24 protein-coding genes are annotated in these 22,383 nt (G+C 61.4%); 17 read left to right on the top strand and 7 right to left on the bottom strand.

Translation table 11 applies throughout. The features are described 5' to 3' along the window. Positions 1-9 precede the first annotated feature (9 nt). Together Q1A06_RS07085 and Q1A06_RS07080 are read left to right on the top strand one after the other, a co-directional pair. Complete coding sequence (locus Q1A06_RS07085; RefSeq protein WP_299560761.1) at positions 10-639, top strand: TRAP transporter small permease; 630 nt, start codon at positions 10-12, stop codon at positions 637-639. Then, on the top strand, positions 639-2,039 hold the full coding sequence (locus tag Q1A06_RS07080; protein ID WP_299560758.1) for a TRAP transporter large permease: 1,401 nt from the start codon (positions 639-641) through the stop codon (positions 2,037-2,039). Before Q1A06_RS07085 ends, Q1A06_RS07080 begins: the two co-directional genes overlap by 1 nt. Positions 2,040-2,057: 18 nt before the next feature. Here the strand turns inward: Q1A06_RS07080 and Q1A06_RS07075 are convergent, their stop codons facing one another. Beyond that, the gene (locus Q1A06_RS07075) at positions 2,058-3,155 is read right to left on the bottom strand and encodes an AI-2E family transporter (protein ID WP_299560755.1); all 1,098 of its coding nucleotides are present in this window, start codon (positions 3,153-3,155) and stop codon (positions 2,058-2,060) included. Between the two features lie 171 nt (positions 3,156-3,326). On the opposite strand from Q1A06_RS07075, the gene Q1A06_RS07070 reads away from it, so the two are divergent. The 11 genes from Q1A06_RS07070 to ureG all read left to right on the top strand — a co-directional run bounded on the left by Q1A06_RS07070 (position 3,327) and on the right by ureG (position 13,242). Continuing rightward, positions 3,327-4,466 carry a DNA repair exonuclease gene (locus Q1A06_RS07070; RefSeq protein WP_299560752.1) on the top strand — a complete coding sequence of 380 codons (1,140 nt, stop codon included), beginning with the start codon at positions 3,327-3,329 and terminating at the stop codon, positions 4,464-4,466. Then, on the top strand, positions 4,463-7,102 hold the full coding sequence (locus Q1A06_RS07065) for an AAA family ATPase (RefSeq protein WP_299560750.1): 2,640 nt from the start codon (positions 4,463-4,465) through the stop codon (positions 7,100-7,102). Before Q1A06_RS07070 ends, Q1A06_RS07065 begins: the two co-directional genes overlap by 4 nt. Before the next feature lie 93 nt (positions 7,103-7,195). Beyond that, positions 7,196-8,053 (top strand): urease accessory protein UreD, encoded by an 858-nt coding sequence (locus Q1A06_RS07060; RefSeq protein ID WP_299560748.1) that lies wholly within the window; start codon positions 7,196-7,198, stop codon positions 8,051-8,053. A 3-nt stretch (positions 8,054-8,056) separates the two neighbouring features. After that, positions 8,057-8,359, top strand: coding sequence for an urease subunit gamma (locus Q1A06_RS07055; RefSeq protein WP_299560746.1), 303 nt, complete (start codon positions 8,057-8,059; stop codon positions 8,357-8,359). Positions 8,360-8,372: 13 nt separating this feature from the next. Beyond that, complete coding sequence (locus Q1A06_RS07050; RefSeq protein ID WP_299560744.1) at positions 8,373-8,678, top strand: urease subunit beta; 306 nt, start codon at positions 8,373-8,375, stop codon at positions 8,676-8,678. Position 8,679: 1 nt separating this feature from the next. Then, positions 8,680-8,994 (top strand): antifreeze protein, encoded by a 315-nt coding sequence (locus Q1A06_RS07045; RefSeq protein ID WP_299560741.1) that lies wholly within the window; start codon positions 8,680-8,682, stop codon positions 8,992-8,994. 4 nt (positions 8,995-8,998) lie between these two features. Continuing rightward, positions 8,999-10,708 (top strand): urease subunit alpha, encoded by a 1,710-nt coding sequence (gene ureC / locus Q1A06_RS07040; protein WP_299560738.1) that lies wholly within the window; start codon positions 8,999-9,001, stop codon positions 10,706-10,708. Positions 10,709-10,720: 12 nt separating this feature from the next. Then, a complete protein-coding gene (locus Q1A06_RS07035; protein ID WP_299560735.1) occupies positions 10,721-11,479 on the top strand; it encodes an HNH endonuclease signature motif containing protein in 759 nt (252 codons plus the stop codon). Continuing rightward, entirely contained in the window at positions 11,476-11,964 is a 489-nt protein-coding gene (locus Q1A06_RS07030) for an urease accessory protein UreE (RefSeq protein ID WP_299560732.1), read from the top strand. Before Q1A06_RS07035 ends, Q1A06_RS07030 begins: the two co-directional genes overlap by 4 nt. Next, complete coding sequence (locus tag Q1A06_RS07025) at positions 11,954-12,601, top strand: urease accessory UreF family protein (RefSeq protein WP_299560730.1); 648 nt, start codon at positions 11,954-11,956, stop codon at positions 12,599-12,601. The genes Q1A06_RS07030 and Q1A06_RS07025 overlap by 11 nt, the downstream gene beginning before the upstream one ends. Then, positions 12,598-13,242 (top strand): urease accessory protein UreG, encoded by a 645-nt coding sequence (ureG, locus tag Q1A06_RS07020; protein ID WP_299560728.1) that lies wholly within the window; start codon positions 12,598-12,600, stop codon positions 13,240-13,242. The genes Q1A06_RS07025 and ureG overlap by 4 nt, the downstream gene beginning before the upstream one ends. On the opposite strand, the gene Q1A06_RS07015 is transcribed toward ureG, so the two are convergent. Beyond that, positions 13,239-14,771 (bottom strand): PAS domain-containing sensor histidine kinase, encoded by a 1,533-nt coding sequence (locus Q1A06_RS07015; protein ID WP_299560726.1) that lies wholly within the window; start codon positions 14,769-14,771, stop codon positions 13,239-13,241. The two genes, ureG and Q1A06_RS07015, sit on opposite strands and share 4 nt — an antisense overlap. 208 nt (positions 14,772-14,979) lie before the next feature. After that, positions 14,980-15,819: a universal stress protein gene (locus Q1A06_RS07010; protein ID WP_299560725.1), complete on the bottom strand. Its 840-nt coding sequence runs from the start codon at positions 15,817-15,819 to the stop codon at positions 14,980-14,982. Positions 15,820-16,025: 206 nt separating this feature from the next. On the opposite strand from Q1A06_RS07010, the gene Q1A06_RS07005 reads away from it, so the two are divergent. Beyond that, the gene (locus tag Q1A06_RS07005; protein ID WP_299560723.1) at positions 16,026-16,445 is read left to right on the top strand and encodes a DUF3775 domain-containing protein; all 420 of its coding nucleotides are present in this window, start codon (positions 16,026-16,028) and stop codon (positions 16,443-16,445) included. Positions 16,446-16,454: 9 nt separating this feature from the next. Here Q1A06_RS07005 and Q1A06_RS07000 read toward each other — a convergent pair whose 3' ends face one another. After that, complete coding sequence (locus tag Q1A06_RS07000; protein ID WP_299560721.1) at positions 16,455-17,138, bottom strand: helix-turn-helix domain-containing protein; 684 nt, start codon at positions 17,136-17,138, stop codon at positions 16,455-16,457. A gap of 174 nt (positions 17,139-17,312) precedes the next feature. On the opposite strand from Q1A06_RS07000, the gene Q1A06_RS06995 reads away from it, so the two are divergent. Continuing rightward, positions 17,313-18,056, top strand: coding sequence for a response regulator (locus tag Q1A06_RS06995; RefSeq protein WP_299560719.1), 744 nt, complete (start codon positions 17,313-17,315; stop codon positions 18,054-18,056). Here Q1A06_RS06995 and Q1A06_RS06990 read toward each other — a convergent pair. Continuing rightward, a complete protein-coding gene (locus Q1A06_RS06990; protein WP_299560716.1) occupies positions 18,053-19,585 on the bottom strand; it encodes a PAS domain S-box protein in 1,533 nt (510 codons plus the stop codon). The two genes, Q1A06_RS06995 and Q1A06_RS06990, sit on opposite strands and share 4 nt — an antisense overlap. 81 nt (positions 19,586-19,666) lie before the next feature. Then, positions 19,667-20,791 carry a site-2 protease family protein gene (locus Q1A06_RS06985; RefSeq protein WP_299560714.1) on the bottom strand — a complete coding sequence of 375 codons (1,125 nt, stop codon included), beginning with the start codon at positions 20,789-20,791 and terminating at the stop codon, positions 19,667-19,669. A 263-nt stretch (positions 20,792-21,054) separates the two neighbouring features. On the opposite strand from Q1A06_RS06985, the gene Q1A06_RS06980 reads away from it, so the two are divergent. Further along, entirely contained in the window at positions 21,055-21,396 is a 342-nt protein-coding gene (locus tag Q1A06_RS06980; RefSeq protein ID WP_299560712.1) for a phasin family protein, read from the top strand. Positions 21,397-21,484: 88 nt separating this feature from the next. Beyond that, on the top strand, positions 21,485-21,697 hold the full coding sequence (locus Q1A06_RS06975; RefSeq protein ID WP_299560709.1) for a DUF2892 domain-containing protein: 213 nt from the start codon (positions 21,485-21,487) through the stop codon (positions 21,695-21,697). 50 nt (positions 21,698-21,747) lie between these two features. Here Q1A06_RS06975 and Q1A06_RS06970 read toward each other — a convergent pair whose 3' ends face one another. Beyond that, entirely contained in the window at positions 21,748-22,356 is a 609-nt protein-coding gene (locus Q1A06_RS06970) for an exopolysaccharide biosynthesis protein (protein WP_299560706.1), read from the bottom strand. Positions 22,357-22,383 lie beyond the last annotated feature (27 nt).

The raw sequence follows: 22,383 nt of genomic DNA, 5'->3' as shown, positions 1-22,383 counted from the left end.
ACAGCCGTCATGGCAGGATCGGCAGCGGTACTGGAAGATTCCAGCATCCTGAGCAAGCTCGACCGCGCACTTCTCCCGGTGGAGCGCTTTTGTGCGCTGCTCAGCGGGCTTGCGATTTTTTCACTGATGTTTCTGGCGGCCTACTCGGTCATCGGACGCAAGTTCTTTGGCAGCCCCCTGATGGGATACATCGACTATATCGAAGCTGCGATGCCGATCATCGCGATCATGGGCATCTCCTACGTCCAGCGCGACGGCACTCATATCCGCATGGACATGGTGGTCAGCAAGCTGTCTGGTCGGGTCCTGTGGTTGTTCGAACTGATCTCGGTTCTGCTGATGCTGGTGCTTATCGTGGCGCTGACGTCCGGTGCCTGGGACCATTTCGACCGCTCGTTCGATTGCGCGCGGCCTTATTGTTCGCGCGACAGCTCCATCGACATCAATTTGCCGATCTGGCCATCGAAACTGGTGGTGCCGATCGCCTTTGCAGTGCTGGTGCTGCGTCTGATCCTGCAATCGTGGGGCTATGCGCGCGCGCTGGTGCTCGGTCTTGAAAACCCGGTTGCCGTGCCGCTCACACTGAGCGTGGCCGAGCAGGCGATGGCCGAGGCCAAGGCACTGGAAGGGGCTGACTGATGGAACCTATCGAAATCGGTATCTACGTCTCCGGCGGCATGCTCGTGATGGTGGTGCTGGGGATGCGGGTGGCCTTTGCCGCCGGACTGGCGGGCTATGTCGGGTTGATTTGGCTGCGTTGGAACGGGTTCGACTATGATCCCGCGCGGTTCTGGAAAGCAGTCGAAATCTCGACCAAGATCGCAGGGCTGACCCCCCATTCAAAGGTCAGCGCACAAGTGCTGAGCCTGATCCCCGTGTTTATCCTGATTGGCTATCTCGCCTACTACGCAAAGCTGACGACGGCACTGTTCGAAGCGGCCAAACGCTGGATCGCATGGGTGCCAGGCGGTCTTGCCGTGGCGACGGTGTTCGCCACCGCCGGGTTTGCCGCCGTGTCGGGGGCATCCGTTGCCACGGCGGCCGTATTCGCCCGCATCGCAATCCCCGAAATGTTGAAAGTCGGCTATAACAAGCAATTCGCCGCAGGCGTCGTGGCCGCTGGCGGCACGCTCGCTTCCCTGATCCCGCCGTCTGCGATCCTCGTGATCTATGCGATTATCGTGGAGCAGGACGTGGGTATGCTGCTGCTCGCCGGGTTCATTCCGGGCATGTTCTCGGCCATTGTCTACGCCGGTCTGATCATCGGTATCGCGGTGATCTGGAAAAACGTCGGTCCGCCGGTGACCGGTTTCAGCTGGAAGGAGCGGTTCGCGAGCCTTCCCCCCGCATTGCCCATTCTCGCCGTGGTCGTGATTATCATCTTCTTCGTCTACAACCCGTTCGGCGATGCGTGGGGCACCCCGACGGAGGGCGGTGCCATCGGTGCGTTCATCGTCTTCCTGATGGCGCTGTGGCGCGGCATGGGACTGAGCCAGCTCAGGGACGCATTGCTGGAGACCGCCAAGCTGACGGTGATGATCTTCACGATCATCTGGGGTGTGCTGATCTATGTCCGGTTTCTCGGTTTTGCCGAATTGCCGGCGGCTTTCGCGGACTGGATCACTTCGCTCGAAACATCGCCGATGATCATCCTGATCTGCATTCTTCTGGCTTACGCGGTGCTGGGCATGTTCATGGACGCCATCGGTATGCTGCTGCTGACCCTGCCGGTGGTGTACCCGGCAGTCATGGCATTGAACGGCGGTGAAACAGTCGCAGCGGCGGATTCGGCCTTCGGTATGTCGGGACAGATGTGTGCCATCTGGTTCGGTATCCTTGTCGTGAAGATGGCAGAATTTTGCCTGATCACACCACCGATCGGTTTGAACTGCTTCGTTGTCGCCGGTGTGCGCGACGACCTGAGCGTTCAGGACGTTTTCAAAGGCGTCACGCCCTTTTTTGTCGCTGACGCGGTGACAATAGCGCTTCTTGTGGCGTTCCCGTCAATCGTGCTTTGGCTGCCATCCCTGGCGAGTTGACCCATTGGGGCGCGGTGATCAGGCCGCGCCCTTTTCCGCACCGCCATTCTCACCGTTCGTTTGGGTTTCGTCGGAAGAGCTGCCGAGGAAGTGACCAAAGATCTGCAACGCTTCGACGTTTTCACACACGACCTTGAATACCACGAGAAACGGAACCGCGATCAGCGCGCCGGGGATGCCCCAGAGCCAACCCCAGAACACCACCGTAAGGAAAACGGCCACGGTGTTGAGCTCCAGCCGTCGGCCCACGAGCCAGGGGGTGATGAACTGTCCCTCAATCGCGCTCAGTGTCATGTAACCTGCGGGTGCCAACAATGCGAAACCGACCGCATCGAACGTGATCAGCGCATAGGCACCGGCAATGACCGCCCCGACAACGGCCCCGATATAGGGCAGGAAATTAAGCAAGAACGCCGCCACACCAATGATATGTGCGCCGGGCAGACCGAGGGCCCATAAGAAACCGCCGACGCACAAACCCAGACACGCGTTGATCAAAGTGATTGTCAGCAGATACCGCGACACTCTCTTTTCTACGTCATATACTGCCGAAAGTGCGCGCTTTTTGCCGGTGATCGTCTGGAACGACTGTACAAGCTTGACATAGAACAGATTTCCCGACGCCAGAAGAAAAAGGGCCAGCACCAAGGTCACAGCCAACGTTCCGCCCAGCCGCATGCCACTGCTCATCGCACTGTCGAGAAGGCCGGGTTGCTTGACGATCACCTCCGGCGGTGCGTTGTTGCCTTCGCCGATCTTCTCGACTTCTTCTGTCGCGCGGCGCATCGTCTCGACGGTGTCGGACATCGTGCTCAGCTTCCGCTGTATTTCCGCGCCCATGCCTGGCAACTCGTCCGACCACATCGCAACGGTGCCTGCGGAGACGCCCAGGAGCAGCAGGGCCACAATACCTGACAGTCCAACGAGAATGACTGCCGATACGCCGCTTGGAATACCCATGCGGCCGAGGCTCCGGCTGACCGGGCTGAGCGTGAGCGCCAGAAGCACCCCGAGCAGAACAGGCAGGATGAGGTCCTTGGCGAAATAAGCGGTTACAAAACAGGCGATGACACAAAGTAGCTGCAGCGAGCGGCGGATCGATTTGATGTCTTCCAAGTGTAAGCTCCGATCCAGGAAGGAAATGACGTTGGGACATAACGCCGCGGGGCGCTGATTGGTTCATCGTCGCATTCTTTTTATCTTCGACCGGGTGCGCATTCGCCGCTTGACCCTCCGTTATGCGACCAGCAGACTGCGTTCTTCCACATCCGCAGAGCGAGCGTGTTCATGTTCCGTTTCCTTCATGCCTCGGACCTCCATCTGGGCAAACCCTTCGGCCGTCACGCAGAGGATGTGCGGGGGCGCTTGCGGCAGGCACGTCATGGCGCGTTGCAGCGACTGGCGCAGGCGGCGCGCGAGGGCGGGGCGGAGACGATTCTGCTCGCCGGTGACACCTTCGATCAGGAAACCCCTGCGCCGACCGTGACGCGTCAGGCGCTCAATGCGATGGCACAGGCACCGGATCTGAAGTGGATGATTATGCCCGGCAATCACGATAGCCTTGCCGTGACCGAGCTTTGGCAGACGGTTGCGCGCGATAAACCCGACAACGTGCTCCTCTTGCTCGAGCCTGTGCCGGTTATCGTCGCGGGGGCCGCGATCCTTGCCGCGCCGTGCACGGCCCGCAATCCCGGTCGCGACCTTACCGCAGACATGGATCAGCCGACGCCCGAAGGGCTGGTCCGTATCGGGTTGGGACACGGCGGCATTCATGATTTCGCTGCTGCGGGCAGCGCCGCACCCGATGGGCCATCGGGGATCATCGCGCCGGATCGTGCGGCGCAGGCGGATCTTGATTATCTGGGTTTGGGCGACTGGCACGGCCAGATCCGTGTCACCGCCAACACCTGGTACAGCGGCACACCCGAACCGGACAGCTTCAAGCACCCGCAGACCGGACGGGCGCTGCTTGTCGAGATCGTGGCGCGCAGGGCGCCACCCCTTGTCACCCCGGTATCGGTGGGCGCGCTTGCATGGCAGCGGGTGACGCTTGACCTGACCCCCGGCGAAGCCATCGAGGCGCTGCTTGGCGATGTGCTGCCTGCCATGGCCCTGCGCCGCGATACGCTGGTCGAACTGGTCGGGCGCGGGCGTCTCGGACTGCGCGAACGGCACCGCCTGCAAGCGTCGCTGGACTGCACCGCCCCCGATTTCCTGAGCTTTGCCAGCGATCTGACGCAGGTTCAGCTTGCGCAGCAGGATGCTGATCTTGACGGTATCGACCCGTCGGGGGGCGCGTTGCGGCAAGCAGCCGAAACGCTGACGGCACGCACCCAAGATCCCGATCTGTCGGTCCATGACAGGCGCATCGCGCTGTCGGCGCTTTCGCATCTGTTCTCGTTTGTCGCCGTAGAGGACGCGACATGAAGCTGCGCAGCCTCACCCTATCGAACGTGCGCAAGTTCGCTGGTCAGACCGCGACACTGAGCGGCATCGGCGATGGCGTATCGGTGGTGTCCGAGGCAAACGAGTTTGGCAAATCGACATTCTTCGATGCCCTTTATGCCTTGTTCTTTCTGAAATACGGTGCGGCCACGCGCGAGGTGAAATCGTTGCAGCCGCAAACCGGGGGGCCGGTCCGTATCGCTGCCGAGGTCGAATTGCCCGCTGGTCGCTTCACGCTGGAGAAATCGTTTCTGGCGCAAAAACGCGCCTCCGTGCGCGATGCTGGCGGCACACTCGTGGCCCAGGACGACGAGGCGGAACGTTGGATCGCGGCATTGATGGACAAGGGATTGGAGGGGCCGGCGGGTCTGCTGTGGGTCCGGCAGGGTGTCACCGCGCTGGAACCTTCGGGTAGCACCGGGGCCGAAAAGACCGAGAAGGAGAAGCTGCTGGGCGCGCGGCGCGATCTTCTGTCATCCGTGGCGGGTGAGATCGACATGGTGACGGGTGGTCGCCGCATGGACCGGGTGATCGAGGCGGCGCGCGCAGCGCTCGCACAGCTCGCCACGGCAACGGGACAACCAAAGACGAACGGTCCGTGGAAAGACGCGGTGCAGGAGGCCGAAGCACTTCAGACCCGCAAAGCCGAACTCGAAGCCGCGTGCAGCACCCTGACCGCGTCGTTGGCCAAGAGGCGGCAGGTCGCGGGAATGCTCGTCACGCTGGACCAGCCCGAGGCCCGCAAGGCCCGTCAGACCGCTCTGGACGAAGCCGAGCGCGCAGACCGCGCTGCGGCGGCGCACGCTGACCGATTGAGCGAAATGCGCGCGCAGCAACGTCTGGCGCAGCTGGAGTACGACAGATCGCACGAAGCACTGGAACGGCTGTTGAAGCAGGCCGACGCCTATACGCAGGCAGGTGAAACGCTGGAAAAGACGCGCGCGCATCTTGAAAGCTGCCGGACAAAAGCGGACACCGTCGCCCAACGCGTCCGAGTTGCCGAAGCAGAGCTGCGTGCGGCGACACTGGCCGTAACCACCCATCGCCGCGCGCGCGAAGCGGCGCAGCAAGGCGCGCTGCGCCGCAACGCACAGGAAAAGCACGACGCCCTAGCCAAGCGGTTGAAAGATGCGCTCGCCAAACGTGCTGAACTGGAGCAGACCGATGCAACACTTGCTGCCTTGCGGATGGATCTCGCGACCCTGGACCGGATCGAAGCCGCCCACGAACGGTACAGGAAACTGCAAGCGGAAGCTGTGTCCGGCGGTGTACGGATGCAACTGAGCTATGAAGGCAGCACCCGTGTCCTGCGCAATGGCCAGCCGCTGGAGGCCGAAACACATACCATTCTGGCCCCCGACATGTTCGATCTGCCCGGTATCGGCCGGATGACCCTCGATCCCGGATCCGCCGCGGCAGATATCGACAAGGTGGACGGGGCGCTGACGGAACTGAACGGGCTGCTTGAAAAAGCCGGTGTTGCCGATCTGTCATCCGCGCGCGCGGCGACCCGGCGCAGACAGGAGGTGCAGGGCGAAGTGAAGGTTTTGAAATCGGTGCTGCATACGCTTGCACCTGATGGCATCGGAGCAATCCAGACCGCGCTGGCCGAGGCCGCAGCGGTAATCCAAGCACATGTACCAACCGAACAAAGCGGTGCGGATCCCGAAACGCTGATCCGGGATCTGGAAGCGTCGGAAGCGCGGGAGGCACAGGCGCGCGCCACCTACGACGCAGCTGTCGCGGAGGCCGCCGGCGCCCAGACGGCTCTGGCGCGGGCACAGGCGCAACAGGCTGCCGCCACCGCGACGTTCGAGACCTCGAAAGACGCTCACGGCGATCCGCAGACCTATCCCGCACGCAAGGCCGGCGCCGCGCAGACGGAGACGGTGGCGGAGGCCGCTTTGGCGCAAGCCACCGATGCCGTTGAAGTCCTGGGAAAGGATGCGCCGGATAGGGCGACGGTCACCGCTGGTCTGGCGCGTGCACGCAGCGCCGTCGACAATGCGCAGCGCGATATTGCCCGTCTTACCGCCGAGCAGGCGGATCTGAATGCGACCATCCGCGCGCGCGCCGAAGACGGCGTCGAAGAGGCATTGGCCGAAGTGACCGGGCGTTACGCGATCGCGCAGGACCGCGCGGACCGTTTTGCCCATGAAGCCGAAAGCCTTGCACTGCTGGTCGAGACACTGACGGCGAAACGCGGGGCTGCGCAAGAGACGTATTTCGGACCGGTCCAGCACGAACTCGCCCCCTTGCTTGCCATCCTGCATGCAGATGCAGCACTCAGCTTTGATCCTGCATCGCTGTTGCCCGACGGTCTGGCGCGCGACGGCACTCAAGAGAAACTGGAGGTGTTGAGCGGCGGCACGCAGGAGCAGATCGCCATCCTCACGCGCCTCGCCTTTGCGCGCCTCTTCGCCAAGCAGGGAAAGCCGATGCCGATCGTGCTCGACGATGCGCTTGTCTATTCCGACGATGACCGCATCATCAAGATGTTCACCGCGTTGCACCGTGTGGCACTGGACCAGCAGGTGATCGTTTTCTCCTGCCGCCAGATGGCGTTCAGCGGGCTGGGCGGAACCCGGCCAACGGTCGAGATCACGCCGATGTCCTGAACTGCCCGTAAATTAAGCGTGCCGTAGCGGAAGATCCGCAAGGCGCGCGAAAACGCTACCGCCGCCCTGTGCGCTGTGGTGAAATCAGAACCGATGACTTTCGAAAGCCCCGCCATTCAACAGCTGACACCCTCGCAACCGGCGGTCTCGTCCGGCCAACCCCGCGCGCGCGGGGCGGTCGATCTGGACGTGCGGCAGTCGCATGGCGCGACTCGAATCGCGAATCTGCGGCAGTCGGGGTGTTTGAAATGCGTGTTCCCCCGCGTTTTTCGCCCGCAAGCGGAGGCGGTGCTGGTCAACACGTCGGGGGGCATCACCGGGGGCGATCTTTTGTGCGTGCGCGCCCGTCTCGCACCGCAGACCGCGCTGACAGTCACGACGCAGGCGGCTGAACGGATCTACCGCACGAGCGATGGCACGACGGGTCGGATCGACACCCGGATCACCGTCGAAAGGAACGCACAATTGTTCTGGTTGCCACAGGAAACGATCCTGTTCGACGAGGCAAGATTGGAAAGGCGGCTGGATATCGCGCTGGCCGCAGGTGCCACGCTGCTGCTGGTGGAAACGCTCGTTCTGGGCCGCGCGGCTATGGGAGAGCAGGTACGCGCCCTGCATCTGGAAGACCGGATCAGGATCAGCCGTGATGGCGCTCCGCTATACCTCGATGGCGTGCGTCTGTCGGGCGATGCCACGGCACAGATGGCACGCGCCGCGACCGGAGAAGGCGCGGGCGTCGTATCGACGCTAGTCTATGCCGCGCTGGATGCCGCTACGCAGCTTGCGCATATCCGCGCGATGTTGCCCGACAGTGCGGGCGCTTCGTTGCGTGCCGGCGATCTTCTCGTGCTGCGCGCCCTCGCGCCCGACAGTCTTGCGATGCGGCGCTTTCTCATCCCGGTGCTGGACCGTTTGTCCGGCAATCTATTACCGACAGTCTGGAGACTCTGATCCATGCAACTTACCCCCCGTGAAAAGGACAAGCTGCTTATCGCGATGGCCGCCGAAGTCGCGCGCAAGCGGCTTGCACGTGGCGTCAAGCTGAACCATCCCGAGGCGATCGCGTTGATCACGGACGCCGTCGTGGAAGGCGCGCGCGACGGACGCTCTGTCGCCGACATGATGGAGGCAGGGGGACATGTGGTGACCCGCGATCAATGCATGGAAGGAGTAGCCGAAATGATCCATGACGTTCAGGTCGAAGCGACCTTTCCCGACGGGACCAAACTGGTCACTGTTCACAATCCAATCCGATAGAAAGGACCGCGAGATGATCCCCGGAGAAATCATGCCAGCAGAGGGCACACTGACGCTGAACGCGGATGGCGCGGCGCTTGCCATGATCGTGGCCAATACCGGCGACAGGCCGATTCAGGTGGGCAGCCATTATCATTTCGCCGAAACCAATCCGGCGCTCGACTTCGACCGCAGCGCGGCGCACGGGCACAGGCTGGACATCGCGGCGGGCACCGCTGTCCGGTTCGAGCCGGGCCAGCGGCGCGAGATACAACTGATCCCGATCGGCGGCGCGCGCCGGGTTTTCGGGTTTAATGGCCAAGTGATGGGAGATCTGTGATATGGGTAAATTCGATCCGTTTTCGTATTGGTCGAACGCGCTGGAAATGACGTACATGATGTCCGAAGCGCAGGCTGTTATTTCCATGCGGCTGATGGGGATGGCCGGCATCTGGTCTGTCACTCCCGCCGAAGACAGCCGGATGGTCTCAGAGAAAACTCAGGCGATGAACCGCGCGGGCGCGGAGGCGGCACGGGTGATGATTGCAGGCGGTACGCCGGATCGCGTGATGGCGGCAGCGATCAAGCCGATCCGTCAGAAAACCCGCGCCAACGCAAAGCGGCTGGGCAAACGCGGCCTGAAAAAGAAAGGCTGAAGCGATGCCCGTCGAAATCCCCCGCGCCCAATACGCAGCTATGTATGGACCAACCACAGGCGATCGCGTGCGCCTTGCCGATACCGATCTGATCATCGAGGTGGAGCGGGATCTGACGACTTACGGCGAGGAAGTGAAGTTCGGCGGTGGCAAAGTGATCCGCGACGGAATGGGTCAAAGCCAGGTGGCACGCAGTGGGGGCGCCGTCGATACGGTCATCACCAATGCGCTGATCGTGGACCATTCGGGTATCTACAAGGCAGACGTGGCTCTGCGCGATGGTCTGATTCACGCCATCGGCAAGGCGGGCAATCCCGATACGCAATCCGGCGTCGACATTATTATCGGCCCGGGGACCGAGATCATCGCAGGCGAGGGGCGCATCCTGACCGCCGGTGGGATGGACAGCCACATTCATTTCATCGCACCCCAACAGATGGAGGACGCGCTGCACTCCGGTGTGACCACCTGTTTCGGCGGGGGTACTGGCCCCGCGCACGGTACGCTTGCCACTACCTGCACACCGGGTCCGTGGCACATCGGACGCATGCTGCAGGCCTTTGATGGCATTGCGATGAACATTGGCTTGTCGGGCAAAGGCAACGCCAGCCAGCCTGCAGCATTGGAGGAGATGGTGCGTGGCGGTGCCTGTGCGCTCAAGCTGCACGAGGATTGGGGGACGACTCCGGCTGCCATCGATTGCTGTCTGTCGGTCGCGGATGACATGGACGTGCAGGTGATGATCCACACCGACACGCTGAATGAAAGCGGTTTTGTCGAGCATACGGTCGCAGCCATGAAGGGCCGCACGATCCACGCCTTCCATACCGAAGGCGCGGGTGGGGGCCATGCGCCAGATATCATCAAGATATGCGGCGAGGATTTCGTGCTGCCCAGTTCGACCAATCCGACACGTCCTTTCACCGCCAATACCATCGAAGAACATCTGGACATGTTGATGGTCTGTCACCATCTCGACAAGTCGATCCCCGAAGACATCGCCTTTGCCGAAAGTCGTATCCGACGCGAGACGATCGCCGCCGAGGATATCCTGCACGATATGGGCGCATTTTCGATCATCGCAAGCGACAGTCAGGCCATGGGGCGCGTGGGGGAGGTCTTGATCCGCACGTGGCAGACCGCCGACAAGATGCGCAAGCAGCGCGGACGGCTGCCGGAAGAAACCGGCGACAACGACAATTTTCGGGTGCGCCGTTATATCGCCAAGTACACCATAAACCCCGCGATCGCGCAGGGGGTGAGCCATGTTGTGGGATCTGTCGAGGTTGGGAAACGCGCCGATCTGGTGTTATGGAACCCTGCGTTTTTCGGCGTGAAGCCCGAAATGGTCTTGCTGGGCGGAACCATCGTCGTGGCGCAAATGGGCGATCCCAACGCGTCGATCCCGACACCGCAACCGGTCTATTCCCGCCCGATGTTCGGGGCTTTCGGCAGGTCGCTGACGCAATCGTCTGTTACGTTCATCTCTGGCGCGGCACAGGCCGATGGTCTGGCGCAGACCCTGGGACTGGCCAAGCAAACGGTGGCCGTGTCGAACACCCGCAGCATCGGCAAGAAGGACCTCATCCACAACCACGCGACTCCGCAGATCGAGGTCGATCCGGAGACATACGAAGTCCGTGCCGATGGCGAATTGCTGACTTGCGAGCCGGCGGACGTGCTGCCGATGGCGCAACGCTATTTCCTGTATTGAGAGAATAATTAGATGGCCAACGCAATCACATTAGCCCAGGTTCGGTCCTGCTATGCCGCCGCGCGCGACGTGTTCCACAGCAAACGCGGCCTGTCTCAAGCCAAGGATCAGGCTATCGAGAAATCGGGCATCGGCGCGAGTTCCGCCCTGCGCTACATCGATTCAATTGTCGGAATGCTCCGCGCGGAGCAGTACGCAAGTACCATGAAGATAAGCGATACAGCCGCCCTGCTTGAATGGATCGGTCGCGATTATGGCGTCGATGCGCGGCGAGGGGCGGCGAAAGCGGTACTGGAACATGTCGACTATTACGCGGCACTGTCCAACGGCGGGCCACAGAAGGCGATCCGCCGGATTGCCGAGGAGGTTTTGACGCAGACAGCTCTGCCGGAAATCAGCCCGCTGGCGGCGCAGGAAGAAGACGACAAATTTCTGCTCGCTGTCTCGCGGGCGCTCGGAGATGACGCAGGACGAAAAGCAAGGCTCGCTACCGCACCTGCGAGACCGCGTCCTGTAATGCGGATAACGAGGACCTATCGGCGCAATCCCGATGTGGTCGCCGAAGCACTCTACAAGGCGCGCGGTATGTGTGGAGACTGCAAGGGAGAAGCCCCCTTTCTACGCAAGGACGGGACGCCGTTTCTTGAGGTCCACCATATTCTGCCCCTTGGCGATGGTGGTCTGGATGCAGTTGAGAATGTAATTGCCTTGTGTCCGAATTGTCATCGGCGTGCGCACTTTGGCATTGCTGGCGCGGGGTTGCTGCCATGACCGAACATCTGAGCCAAACCGTGCGGCCCGCCGGAACGTGGGAAGGGGCCTTTGGCAGCTCAAGGCTTGGCTACGACGACCGTTTTTTGCGGCGCAAGGTTATTCAGACGCAGGACGGGCAGAACGTACTGGTGGATCTGGTGCATACCACGTCGCTCAATCATGGTGACGCGCTGGAAACGGACGACGGACACCTGATCGAGATCGTTGCAGCGGAGGAGCCCCTGTTGCGCGTTACAGGCGGCAATCTTGTGCAACTTGCGTGGCACATCGGCAACCGGCATACTCCCTGCCAGATCGAAGCGGACCATCTTCTGATCCAGAATGATCCGGTGATCGGTCACATGCTCGAACACTTGGGCGCACGGGTCACGCCGGTACATCAACCCTTTACCCCCGAGGGCGGCGCGTACGGTCACGGACGCACGCACAGTCATGCCCACGGTGCCACGGCGCACAGCCACGACCACACGCATGGAAAATGACGCGGTCCTTCTTACGTTGGGCCAATGGTTCTCTCCCAGCTACCCATTGGGCAGCTTTGCCTATTCTCACGGGCTGGAAACGGTAATCCAGCGCGGCGGGATCAGCACCGCGGCGCAGCTCGAGGTCTGGCTTCGCGATCTGCTTGTTCATGGCAGCGGGCAGGCGGATGCAATCCTGCTGCGCGCGGCCCACGCGTGCCGGGACCGTGACGCGGTCACGCTGATCGACGCTGTGGCGCGCGCCTACGCTCCCAGCGCGGAACGCCTGTTCGAAAGTACGGCGCAGGGCACTGCATTCGCGCGGACCACGCGCACGATCTGGAAGATCGACATTCCCGATCTCACACATCCTGTCGCAGCAGGCTATGCAAGCGGTCAACTTGGCATACCCGCCGATCTGACGGTGCTTTTTTACCTGCAGGCCTTCGCGTCCAATCTGGTGTCCTGCGCCGTGCGGCTGGTGCCGCTGGGCCAGACGGAGGGGCAGGCGGTCTTGCACGCGCTGGGCGCTGCATGTCATGCTGTCGCGGATGCGACACGCGGCGTTCCGCCCGACGCTCTGTTCAGCAGCTGTTTTGCCGCCGAAATCGCGGCGATGCACCACGAAACACTTGAACACAGGATTTTTCGCACATGACAGTGATGAACGGCCCTTTGCGCGTCGGTATCGGCGGCCCGGTGGGCGCGGGCAAAACGACGCTGACCGCCGCGATTGCACGCGCGCTGCACCCGCATCTGTCAGTGGCGGTAATCACGAACGACATCTACACGCAGGAAGACGCCGAAGCATTGATGCGGATGCAGGTTTTGCCCGGCGACCGGGTGCTTGGCGTGGAAACCGGCGGCTGCCCGCACACCGCGATCCGTGAGGACGCGTCGATCAATTTGGCGGCAGTGGCTGAAATGCAGCGCCGGCATGCTGATCTGGAACTGGTGTTGATCGAAAGCGGCGGTGACAATCTTTCGGCGACGTTCAGTCCGGAATTGGCCGATTTGACACTTTACGTAATCGATGTGGCTGCGGGAGAGGAAATCCCCCGAAAGGGGGGGCCGGCGATCACGAAATCCGATCTTCTGGTGATCAACAAAACTGATCTTGCACCGCACGTCGGTGCCTCTCTCGACGTTATGGAGCGTGATGCCAAGCGGATGCGCGTGGGCAAACCATTCGTGTTTTGTGCGCTGCGACACGGCGAGGGCGCGGATGCAGTCGTCTCGCATATCCTCGCGGCCGGTGGGCTGAACACCAGGATGCGGCACAAGAACCCGGCAGGCTAGCTGGCTGCCTCGATCCGGGCGGTCGTTTCTTCGCTCATTCCGGTTCGACGGGGCAGGATGATGTGGAAAGTGGTGCCGACCCCTTCGGAGCTTTCCATTTCCACGCGGCCCTCGTGACTGTCCACGATCGCCTTTACGATGCTCAGACCCAAACCGGTGCCCCCGGTCCGGGCACGGTCGCTGTTGCGCGCTTGGGTAAAACGCTCGAAAATGGTTTCCTGCGCATCCTGGGGGATGCCCATGCCGTAATCCTGAACCGTCAAGGTGATTTCGTCACCGGTGTCGTCCGTGGCGACAGCCACGCGAATATCGCTGCCCTCGGTCGAGAATTTCGCCGCGTTGGTCAGCAGATTTCCCAGTACCTGCATCATCCTGTCCGCATCACAGACGAGCAGGGCTGGCGCATCGGTGCCTTCGATCCGAACACCGATATTGTACTGATCCAGATACGCCTCGTTGGCGCGGACGGCTTCGTTGACCAGATCGACGGCGTCGCAGGGGCGCAAGGCAAAAGACATCTGACCGGCCGCGATCTTTTCCAGATCGAGCATGTCGTTGACAATCAGCACAAGGCGATTGGCGTTGCGATGCGCAATTTCCAGAAGGCCGCGCGCCTTGGCAGGGATAGCGCCTGCCGCACCGGACAGAACCAGGCCCAGCCCCCCCTTGATCGACGTAAGAGGTGACCGCAATTCGTGGCTGACAGTGGCGGTGAATTCCTCTTTGGCGCGATCGAGTTCAAGCCGCTCCGCGATGTTGCGTTCGATGCTGACAAAGCGCGGGGCACCGTCGGCGGTGTGCGTCAGTTGCAGCGTCACTTCGTACGGTGTTTCGAAATGTTCGGAAATATAGACCAACTCAGATACGCGGCCATCGAGTAGCGGCTGCACCTTTCGCAAAAATGCCTCTTCGTCGAAGCCGGGCATCGAACTGGCCAGCGGGGTATTCATATAGTCGGTTTCCGACCAGCCCCAGCGCGCCATCGCCGCGCGGTTCATGTAGGTATAGCGCAACGTATCCGGCGTGAACATGAACATTTCGTCCTGAAACATATGCAGGGCAGCATGCATGTCACGTTCTGAATCGGAGAATTTCGAACCCGAGACATCTGTACGGATCGAAATGCTCTTGACGTGCTCACCGCTCTTGTCGAACAGCGGATAGCTGGTGGTTCGGGTCCAAACGGTGGTGCCGTCCTTGCGTCTCAGCCGTTGTTCGCCGGTCCAGCAGGTGCCGCTGGTCAGGGCCGCGTGGATCGCGTCGAAGTTGCTCCATTCGCTTTCTGAATAGATGATCGTTATCGGCTGGCCAATGATATCATCGGTGCTGTAGCCAAATGTTTCGACGAACAGGTCGTTGACTTCCAGTACCTCGCCGTCCGCAGAGACCAGATTGACGATGGAATGGGCGTTGAGGGCTTCAATTTCGTGATCGAGTATGGACAAATCCCGAACGCGGTCCTTGCGAACGGCTTGTAAGCCGACGCAGGCCAGCGCGTACTGCAACAATTTCAGCGACGTGTTTTTCATGCTCTGTCCTCTGGGCGGGTCGGGTTTCTCGTCCAGCCTTTGCGCAGGTATGACCTGTGAAAGCGCCGAAATTAGGGCAAAAAGGTCAAAATTTAGTGCAACTCCCGAGCACGAAACCGCGCACGTGCCCACGTCGGACCGTATGCGCACGCCGCATCGCACGGCCCGCCGACGCGCGGGTATTGCGGTATGCCCCAAGATCGTTGCGTCAGCGTGAGAACATCACCGGAAGCTTGGCGTGCCTGAGCAGGTCGCGTGTGGCGCCGCCGATGACCAGATCATAGGCCCGTGAATGGCCAAATGCACCAACCGCGATCAGGTCCGCTCCGGCCTCGAACGCTTCCTTGTCAAGCGCCTCTGCCACGCCGCCGTGGGACCATGTGCGCTGCACGAGCGTTGTTTCGATCCCGTAGCGGGCCAGTCCTGCCGCGAGGTCGGTCGAGGCGGGATCGTTCAATGCATCAAAGCTGCTGTCGTTGACCCGCAGGATTTGCACACTGTCGCCGTCGCGCAAGAGAGCCAGCGCATCATGTGCCGCGCGTGCCGCCTCGCGGGTGCCGTTCCAGCCGATCATGACGCTTTCGCCCAGAACATCACCGTCGAACGTGTGAGGAACACTGATCACGGGGCGGCCGGCGTCGCGAATGACGGCCTCGCTCAGCTTGAGCTGCGCAGGCTTGTCTTCGTCACCCTGCGCGGCGCTCAGCAATACGATGTCCACGCAGCGCGCGGTTTCGACGATCCGTTCCGCCCCGGTTTCCAGATCGCTTCTCAGGACCCGCCATTCGGCGACAAAATCCTCGTTCTGCGTGTGCCTGTCGAACACAGCCTTCAGCTTGGCGTTCTGCGCCATTTGAGCGTCACCGTAGATTTCGTAGACGGCATCGGGCATATGTACGGCGATACCGGGATAGGACATCAGCGTCTCCACGGTATGCACGCCGATCAGATGGGCGTCGTGGCGGCGAGCGAGTGCGCAGGCCGCGCGGGCCAGACCTTCGGCGCCGGTTTCGTCGGTGAAACATGCAAGAATTGTCTTCAGGGTCATATCGGAGTCCTTTGTTGAACCGGCATGATGCGCGATGTCGTCTTGCGCTGCCGCAGATGCTTGGAACGCTGTCGTCCTGTGTGATGATGACGCATGATTGCGGTGACGGGTTGATCCCGATCAAATAGCGCTGCGCGCGTGCGTGCTAGACCCGCAGGGCCGCCAAGACAGTCGGCACCATAACTTCGCAGGCAAGGGACAAGCAAATGAGCGATGCAATTGAATTGACGATCGAGCCCGGGTTTCTCAGCCGTCTTGTGTTCAAGATGCGCGCCGTGAGCCTCGGCGACGAGGATATACCGCGCGACGCCCGGGACAATGCGGGGAACGGTGGCCACCACATCACGCTGGCCGAGGAAATCGGCACCGAGGGAACCCGCGGAGAACTCGTTGAAGAGATCGATGGCATGGACCCCGAACACCAGCAGGAACTCGTCGCCCTCATGTGGATCGGACGCGGGGACTTCGAAGCGGACGACTGGCACGAGGCACTTGCGATGGCCGGAGAGCGTGCGGACACGCCGACGGCCCGTTATTTCCTGTCGCATCCCCTATGCGCCGACGAGATCGTCAGCGGTCTTGAAGCATTGGGCCACGATCATATCCTGCGCGACGGTACCTATTGACGAGGTCCGCTATTCAGGATCCTGCGATGCCGCAACCAGACCGCCGTGGTCATGGACCGATACGGTTTGCGGCGTCTCCAGACTGATGATGCCCCGTTTGCGCAGGAGACTGAAGGTGCGGCTTACGGTTTCGACAGTCAGGCCAAGAAAATCAGCAATATCGGCACGGCTCATCGGCAGGGAAAACATCATGCCGCCATCGGACAGCGTGCCGGTGCGCTGCGCGAGCACAAGCAGAAACGAAGCAACTTTCTCGACGGCCGATTTGCGCCCCAGCATCATGAAATGATCCTGCATTGCGGTAATCTCGTTCAATGCCGCGTCAAGGAGCCGTTGGTGGGTCTGTGGGTCCGCTCCTTCGGTTTCGAGCATCCGGCGCGGATAGGCGACGATATCGGCGTTGGCGATGATGTCGCAATCCGTATGGTGGCGATCCCCGTTGGGAAATCCGATGATATCACCGGGCAGACCGAAGGCGATGACCTGTCGGCGCCCGTTCTCCAGCACCCGCGTCAAACGCACACTGCCCGATCTGACCTCATATACGAACGCGGCGGCGTCACCTTCGTGGAAGAGATGCGATCCGGTGGTGTGCCGGGTCCAGACGTGCGCTTGTTTGCGGCTCTGCGGCGCGGCAATCGCATGGCACGGCCCGTGCGTGCCGTCGGTCTGTGTTGAATGCGTAACGTACATTTTCTGTCCCCCAGTTTGTTCCGTGCACAGACTGTGCATTCCGTGTCGCAGGATGACCCTTCGCTAAGTATTCGATTGTATCAATTTGTAGCGGTGGTGAAGTTGCCCCGGCTGCACCTTCCAAAGCCGCCCAATGATTGCTATTTTCAATTGAAGCTATCTGGATTTGACCCAATGTCCGCTGCGCACACCATACTTGTCGTCGATGACGACCCCAAAATCCGCGTTCTGTTGCGCCGGTGTTTCGAAAGCGACGGCTATGCCGTGATGGAGGCCGCGGACGCAGCAGAGGTGAAAGCCGCGTTTGCGACAGTGCTGCCCGATCTTGTTACCCTCGACCTCAATCTGGGCGACGACGATGGATTGGATGTGGCGCGCGATATCCGGCGCACGACGGATGTGCCGATTGTCATGGTCACCGGCAAAGGCGATGTGATCGACCGCGTCGTGGGGCTTGAACTGGGCGCGGATGATTACCTGGCGAAACCGTTTCACGTCCGCGAGGTCCTCGCGCGGGTGCGGTCCGTCCTGCGGCGCAGCAGGACGGCGGGCCGCGATGTGCAGCCCAGACCGGGTGCGGTCCTGTCCGATGCGGACGAAAGGCTGCTGCTCGACGGATTGTCGATCGACCTTGAACGGATGACGATGACCGAAAGGGACGGGGTCGAAAGCGATCTCACGACCGCCGATTTCAAGCTGCTCGCGGCATTTTTGCACAACGCCAAACGGCCGCTGTCACGTGACCGGTTGATGGACCTGATCGACGGTCCGGAGTGGACCCCGCTGGACCGGACGATCGACAATCAGGTCGCGCGTCTGCGCAAGAAGATCGAACGCGACCCGGCGCAACCGCGGTTGATCAAGACTGTGCGTGGCGTCGGTTATATGCTCACCGAACAGGCCGCCGCGCAGAATTAACGCGATGCGATCAGGGCGCGCAAAGCGGCGGCCAGATCGGCCTGCCGGAATGGTTTGCGCAGAATGGCAAACTCCGCCTCCACCCGGCCATCGCGCAGGACACCTTCGGAAAACCCCGAAGTGAGCAGCACGCGGATGTGCGGCATTTCCTGCGCAAGGCGCTTTGCCAAGTCATGTCCGGACATCGTGCCCGGCATGATCAGATCCGAGAATACCAGCCAGATATCGTCGCGCTCTTGCAGAATTTCCCATGCCGCATCGCCGCTTTGTGCCGTGATACAGTCGAGCCCGAGCGCCGCAAGCCGGGCCTGCGAAGTGCGCATCACGCGCGGATCGTCCTCCACCAAGAGAACCAGCCGCCCGTTCCGTGTACCGGCCAGCGCCTCGGGCACGGACAGCGCGTCGGCGTCCTGCTCGACCTCCGAAAAGACTGCCGGAAAATATAGTTTGATCGAGGTGCCCTGACCCGGCTCACTATAGATCGTAAGGTGTCCGGCAGATTGCTTTACAAACCCGTAGACCGTCGAAAGACCCAACCCAGTGCCCTTGCCGACCGGTTTTGTCGTAAAGAAGGGTTCAAGCGCCTTCTTCTGGGTGTCGGCAGACATACCTTCGCCCGAATCGCTGATCGAAAGACGTACGTAACGCCCCGGCTCCACCCCGATTTCCTGCGCCAGATAATCATCGTCCAACGTCATGTTCGTCGTTTCGATGAAGATGCGCCCCCCCTTCGGCATCGCGTCCCGCGCGTTCAGCACGAGGTTCAGCACAGCGGTCTGGAGTTGCGTTTGGTCGATCTGCGCCTGCCACAAATCAGCGGCAAGCGATTCTTCAATCACCGTGAGCGGACCGACAGCCCGGCGCAGCATGGCCAGCGATTGCGAAACGGCGGAATTGATCACCAGCACCTCTGCCTTGAGGTCGCTCTTGCGCGCAAAGACCAGAAGCCGCGATGTAAGATCCGCGCCCATCTCTGCCGCTTCCAGCGCATCGTGTATCAGCGCCTTATTCGATCCATCGCGCTCGGCCATTTCCAGCAGTTCGAGGTTTCCGACGATCACAGCGAGAAGATTGTTGAAGTCATGGGCAATGCCGCCCGTCATCTGGCCGATTGCGTCGATCCGTTGCGAACGTTCCGCCGCCATTTCGGCCGCACGGCGCCGTGTAAGATCGTGCAGGATGGCGACGAAAGCAACGTCGCCGTCGAGATCTGCGCGCCCGACGGAAAGATGCATGGGAAAAGGCGTGCCGTCGGCGCGCACGCCGGTGTCCTCGCGTCCGGTTCCGATCAGCCGCGTCTCGCCGGTTTTCAGATGATGCTGCAAATAGTCGTCGTGATACGCCGCGACGCCTGCAGGCATCAGCAGCTTGACGTTCTTGCCGGTAAGATCTTCGACGCTGTAGCCGAAGAGAGTCGCTGCAGCCTTGTTGAGCCGCAGGATAATACCTTCGGAATCCGCGACCACGATGGCATCGACCGAGGCATCCAGAAGAGCGCGCAGCAGCATGGCTTCATTGATATGTTTCATGGGGCGTCGATCCGGTTGTGCATAACAATGCGTCCGTTTTCGCAAATCCTATCCGTTCGCGCCACTCGCAAATGTGCGAATTCAGCCAAGTTCACGAAACACGCTCAGGAAACCGAGCACATCCGCCAACGTCACGATCCCGGCCAGCTGCCCTTCCTGCGTGACCAGGAATTTGCGCCGGCCTTCCCGTGTCATCCGGGTTAACAGATCGCGGCCGGGGGTGCGCGCATCCACCGTATTGTCGGGTGCCGCGGTTTCAAGCACATCCTCGACGCGGGTGGCGTGCCAATGCTCGCGGTCGATTTTGCGCGCCATCTGCAAATCGACATACCCCAGCAGCGCGTCATCCTCGACTACGGGAACGAAGCTGACGCCTTGTTCAAGGAATATGTCGTGAACCAGCGCGTTCAGGGACAGATCGGGGCGGGCGGTGGTGACGTTCGACGTCATCAGATCGCAGACCAGCCGACCTTCGAGCGCGGCGCCGGTTTCCACCTGTGCGAGTGCTGCGCGGGATGTGGCCAACAGGAACAGCCCGATCAGTGCGGGCCAGAGGCCGGATGCCAAGCTACCCGAGAAGGTGGCGTAAAGGCCCAGACCGATCAATCCGTAGGCGAACAGGACAGCAATCGCGGTGGCGCGCCGCGTCGCCTCCAGAAGATTGCCGGACCGCCCCCAGAGCCATGCGCGTAGGACCCGCCCGCCATCCATCGGAAACGCGGGCAGAAGATTGAAGACCGCCAGCAGCAGATTGATCCAGGCGAGATAGGAGAGCACCGCGATAAATGCGGGGGGCGCACCCAAATGCGCCGTGCCGTGAGCGGTAATCCAGAAGCACAGGGCAATTGCAAGGCTGGCGAGCGGTCCGGCAATGGCGATGCGAAACTCGCTTGCCGCGCTTTCCGGCTCCGACTGCATCTCTGCGACGCCGCCGAACAAGAATAGCGTAATGCCCTTGATCTCTATGTTCCATCGCCGCGCGACAAGAGCATGTGCAAGTTCATGCAGAATGAGGGATCCGAACAGGCCGAGCATGGCCAGCACCCCGGCAGAGACGCGCACCGCAAGACTGGCCTCGGGCAATCTCGCGGGGAAGTAGACCGTCGCAAGGCTCCAGACGACAAGGGTAGCAATCAAGAGCCAGCTTGCGTCGATCTTGATATCGAAGCCGAACAGTCGGGCAATTCTGACGCCGTTACCCCACATTTTCCATGCCTCGCTGTTTCGGGAGACGCGTATTGATCCCCGGACATCCCAGGGCGCTCTGTCGGAAGGGTCTGTGGGGGGTGACATTGGGGAGCATGGTGTGGCCTGTCAGCTGCGAAATTATCGAACGGTCATCCGGGCAGGACCGTAAGTCCGACTATCGGCGCGTTCTCGCCTGCGGGTATTGAGGCAGATCAATCGGACCCGCCACGATGCGCACTAGTGTGCAGCACATCCGCAACATATCCCGCAAGGAGACCGGAATGACTCGCAAGGACGACAAGCAAGAGGACGATAACACCACGGCAGATCCGTTCGCCGCTTTCTGGTCACTGACGCCCACCGCCTACATGAGCGCGCCGTGGTTCGAAGTGCTGACCGATATGGGCACCGAAATCAGCACGTTTGTAACGCGCCGCATCAAGGAAGACGTCGAGGCGCAACAGGCATTGATGCAGTGCAGGTCGCCCGAGGAATTCCAGCATGTTCATGCCCAGTTCATGCAGAAGGCGTTCGACCAGTATCATGAAGAAACCGGAAAGCTCGTTGAATTGACGGAGCGGATGAGAGCCCGGATTGAGGCCGCGAACGCCAAGAAAGGCTGATGACGCTGCGCAGGGACGTTGTGTGACAATGTCACCGACAAGGCAAGCCCGGAGCTATAGTGCTTGGGCAGAAAAAGGAGTTCGGAACATGACAATCAATGTAGGTACAGTCGACCGCATCTTACGGTTCATCATCGGGGCACTGCTGATCATCGTGCCGCTGACGGGGTTATTTGGCATCGCGCCCGGCACGGCGGTCACGGTGGTATCGGTGGTGATCGGGATCGTCCTCATCGGCACCGCTTTCTTCAGATTCTGTCCTCTCTACCGGCTGTTGGGGATGTCGACCTGTCCGCGCTGACCCGCGCTACGGTATCGTTGGGCGTCGATACTGGTCCGATGCGCGTTGCATCAGGCGATGGCGCCCCATACCAGATCGGCCAACGCGAGAAGCGTTGCGATGAATACCGCCGCCACCGCAAGCCCGAGACCCACGAAAACGCCGTCCCGTTGCGCCAACCCCCATGACATGCAGACCAGAGCGAGGGCAGGGGGCACGTTCATGAACGGAAGGGGCAGCAGCAACAACAACGACATCGCCAGACAGACCATCCCCACCAGCCGCTCGCGCCGGGCCAATGCTGGCATTCTGTCCTGCGTCATCCGTTCTGCCCGCTGCAACGGGCGTAACAGATAGCGCACCATCACGGCGATCATCTGTTGCGGCAGCACGATGGCGCGCGCGCGTTCCGGCAGCTCGCCGTCTTCGCCGAACAGGGCGAGGTGTGCAGAAATTATGATGAGTGGCACTCCCAGAATGGCACCGAAGCTCGGAATCGGCAGCGGAATGGATTCGGGCAGCGCAAGCAACAGGATGGCGGCACCGTGCATACGCGCACCCGCCTGATTGAGCGCGTCGCCCAGCGTCACCGGCCGCCCGGCGGCCAGTTCGCCATCGACCCATCGGATCAACGCGGCGAAGCCGTCGGGCGATGGTGGCGATGGGGGAAGGATCGTCAAAAGCGTGCTCCGGTCCAAGGGTGGATT

This window comes from uncultured Sulfitobacter sp. (assembly GCF_947497275.1).
In the GTDB taxonomy this organism is placed as follows: domain Bacteria; phylum Pseudomonadota; class Alphaproteobacteria; order Rhodobacterales; family Rhodobacteraceae; genus Sulfitobacter.
This window is presented reverse-complemented; position numbering and strand designations above follow the sequence as displayed.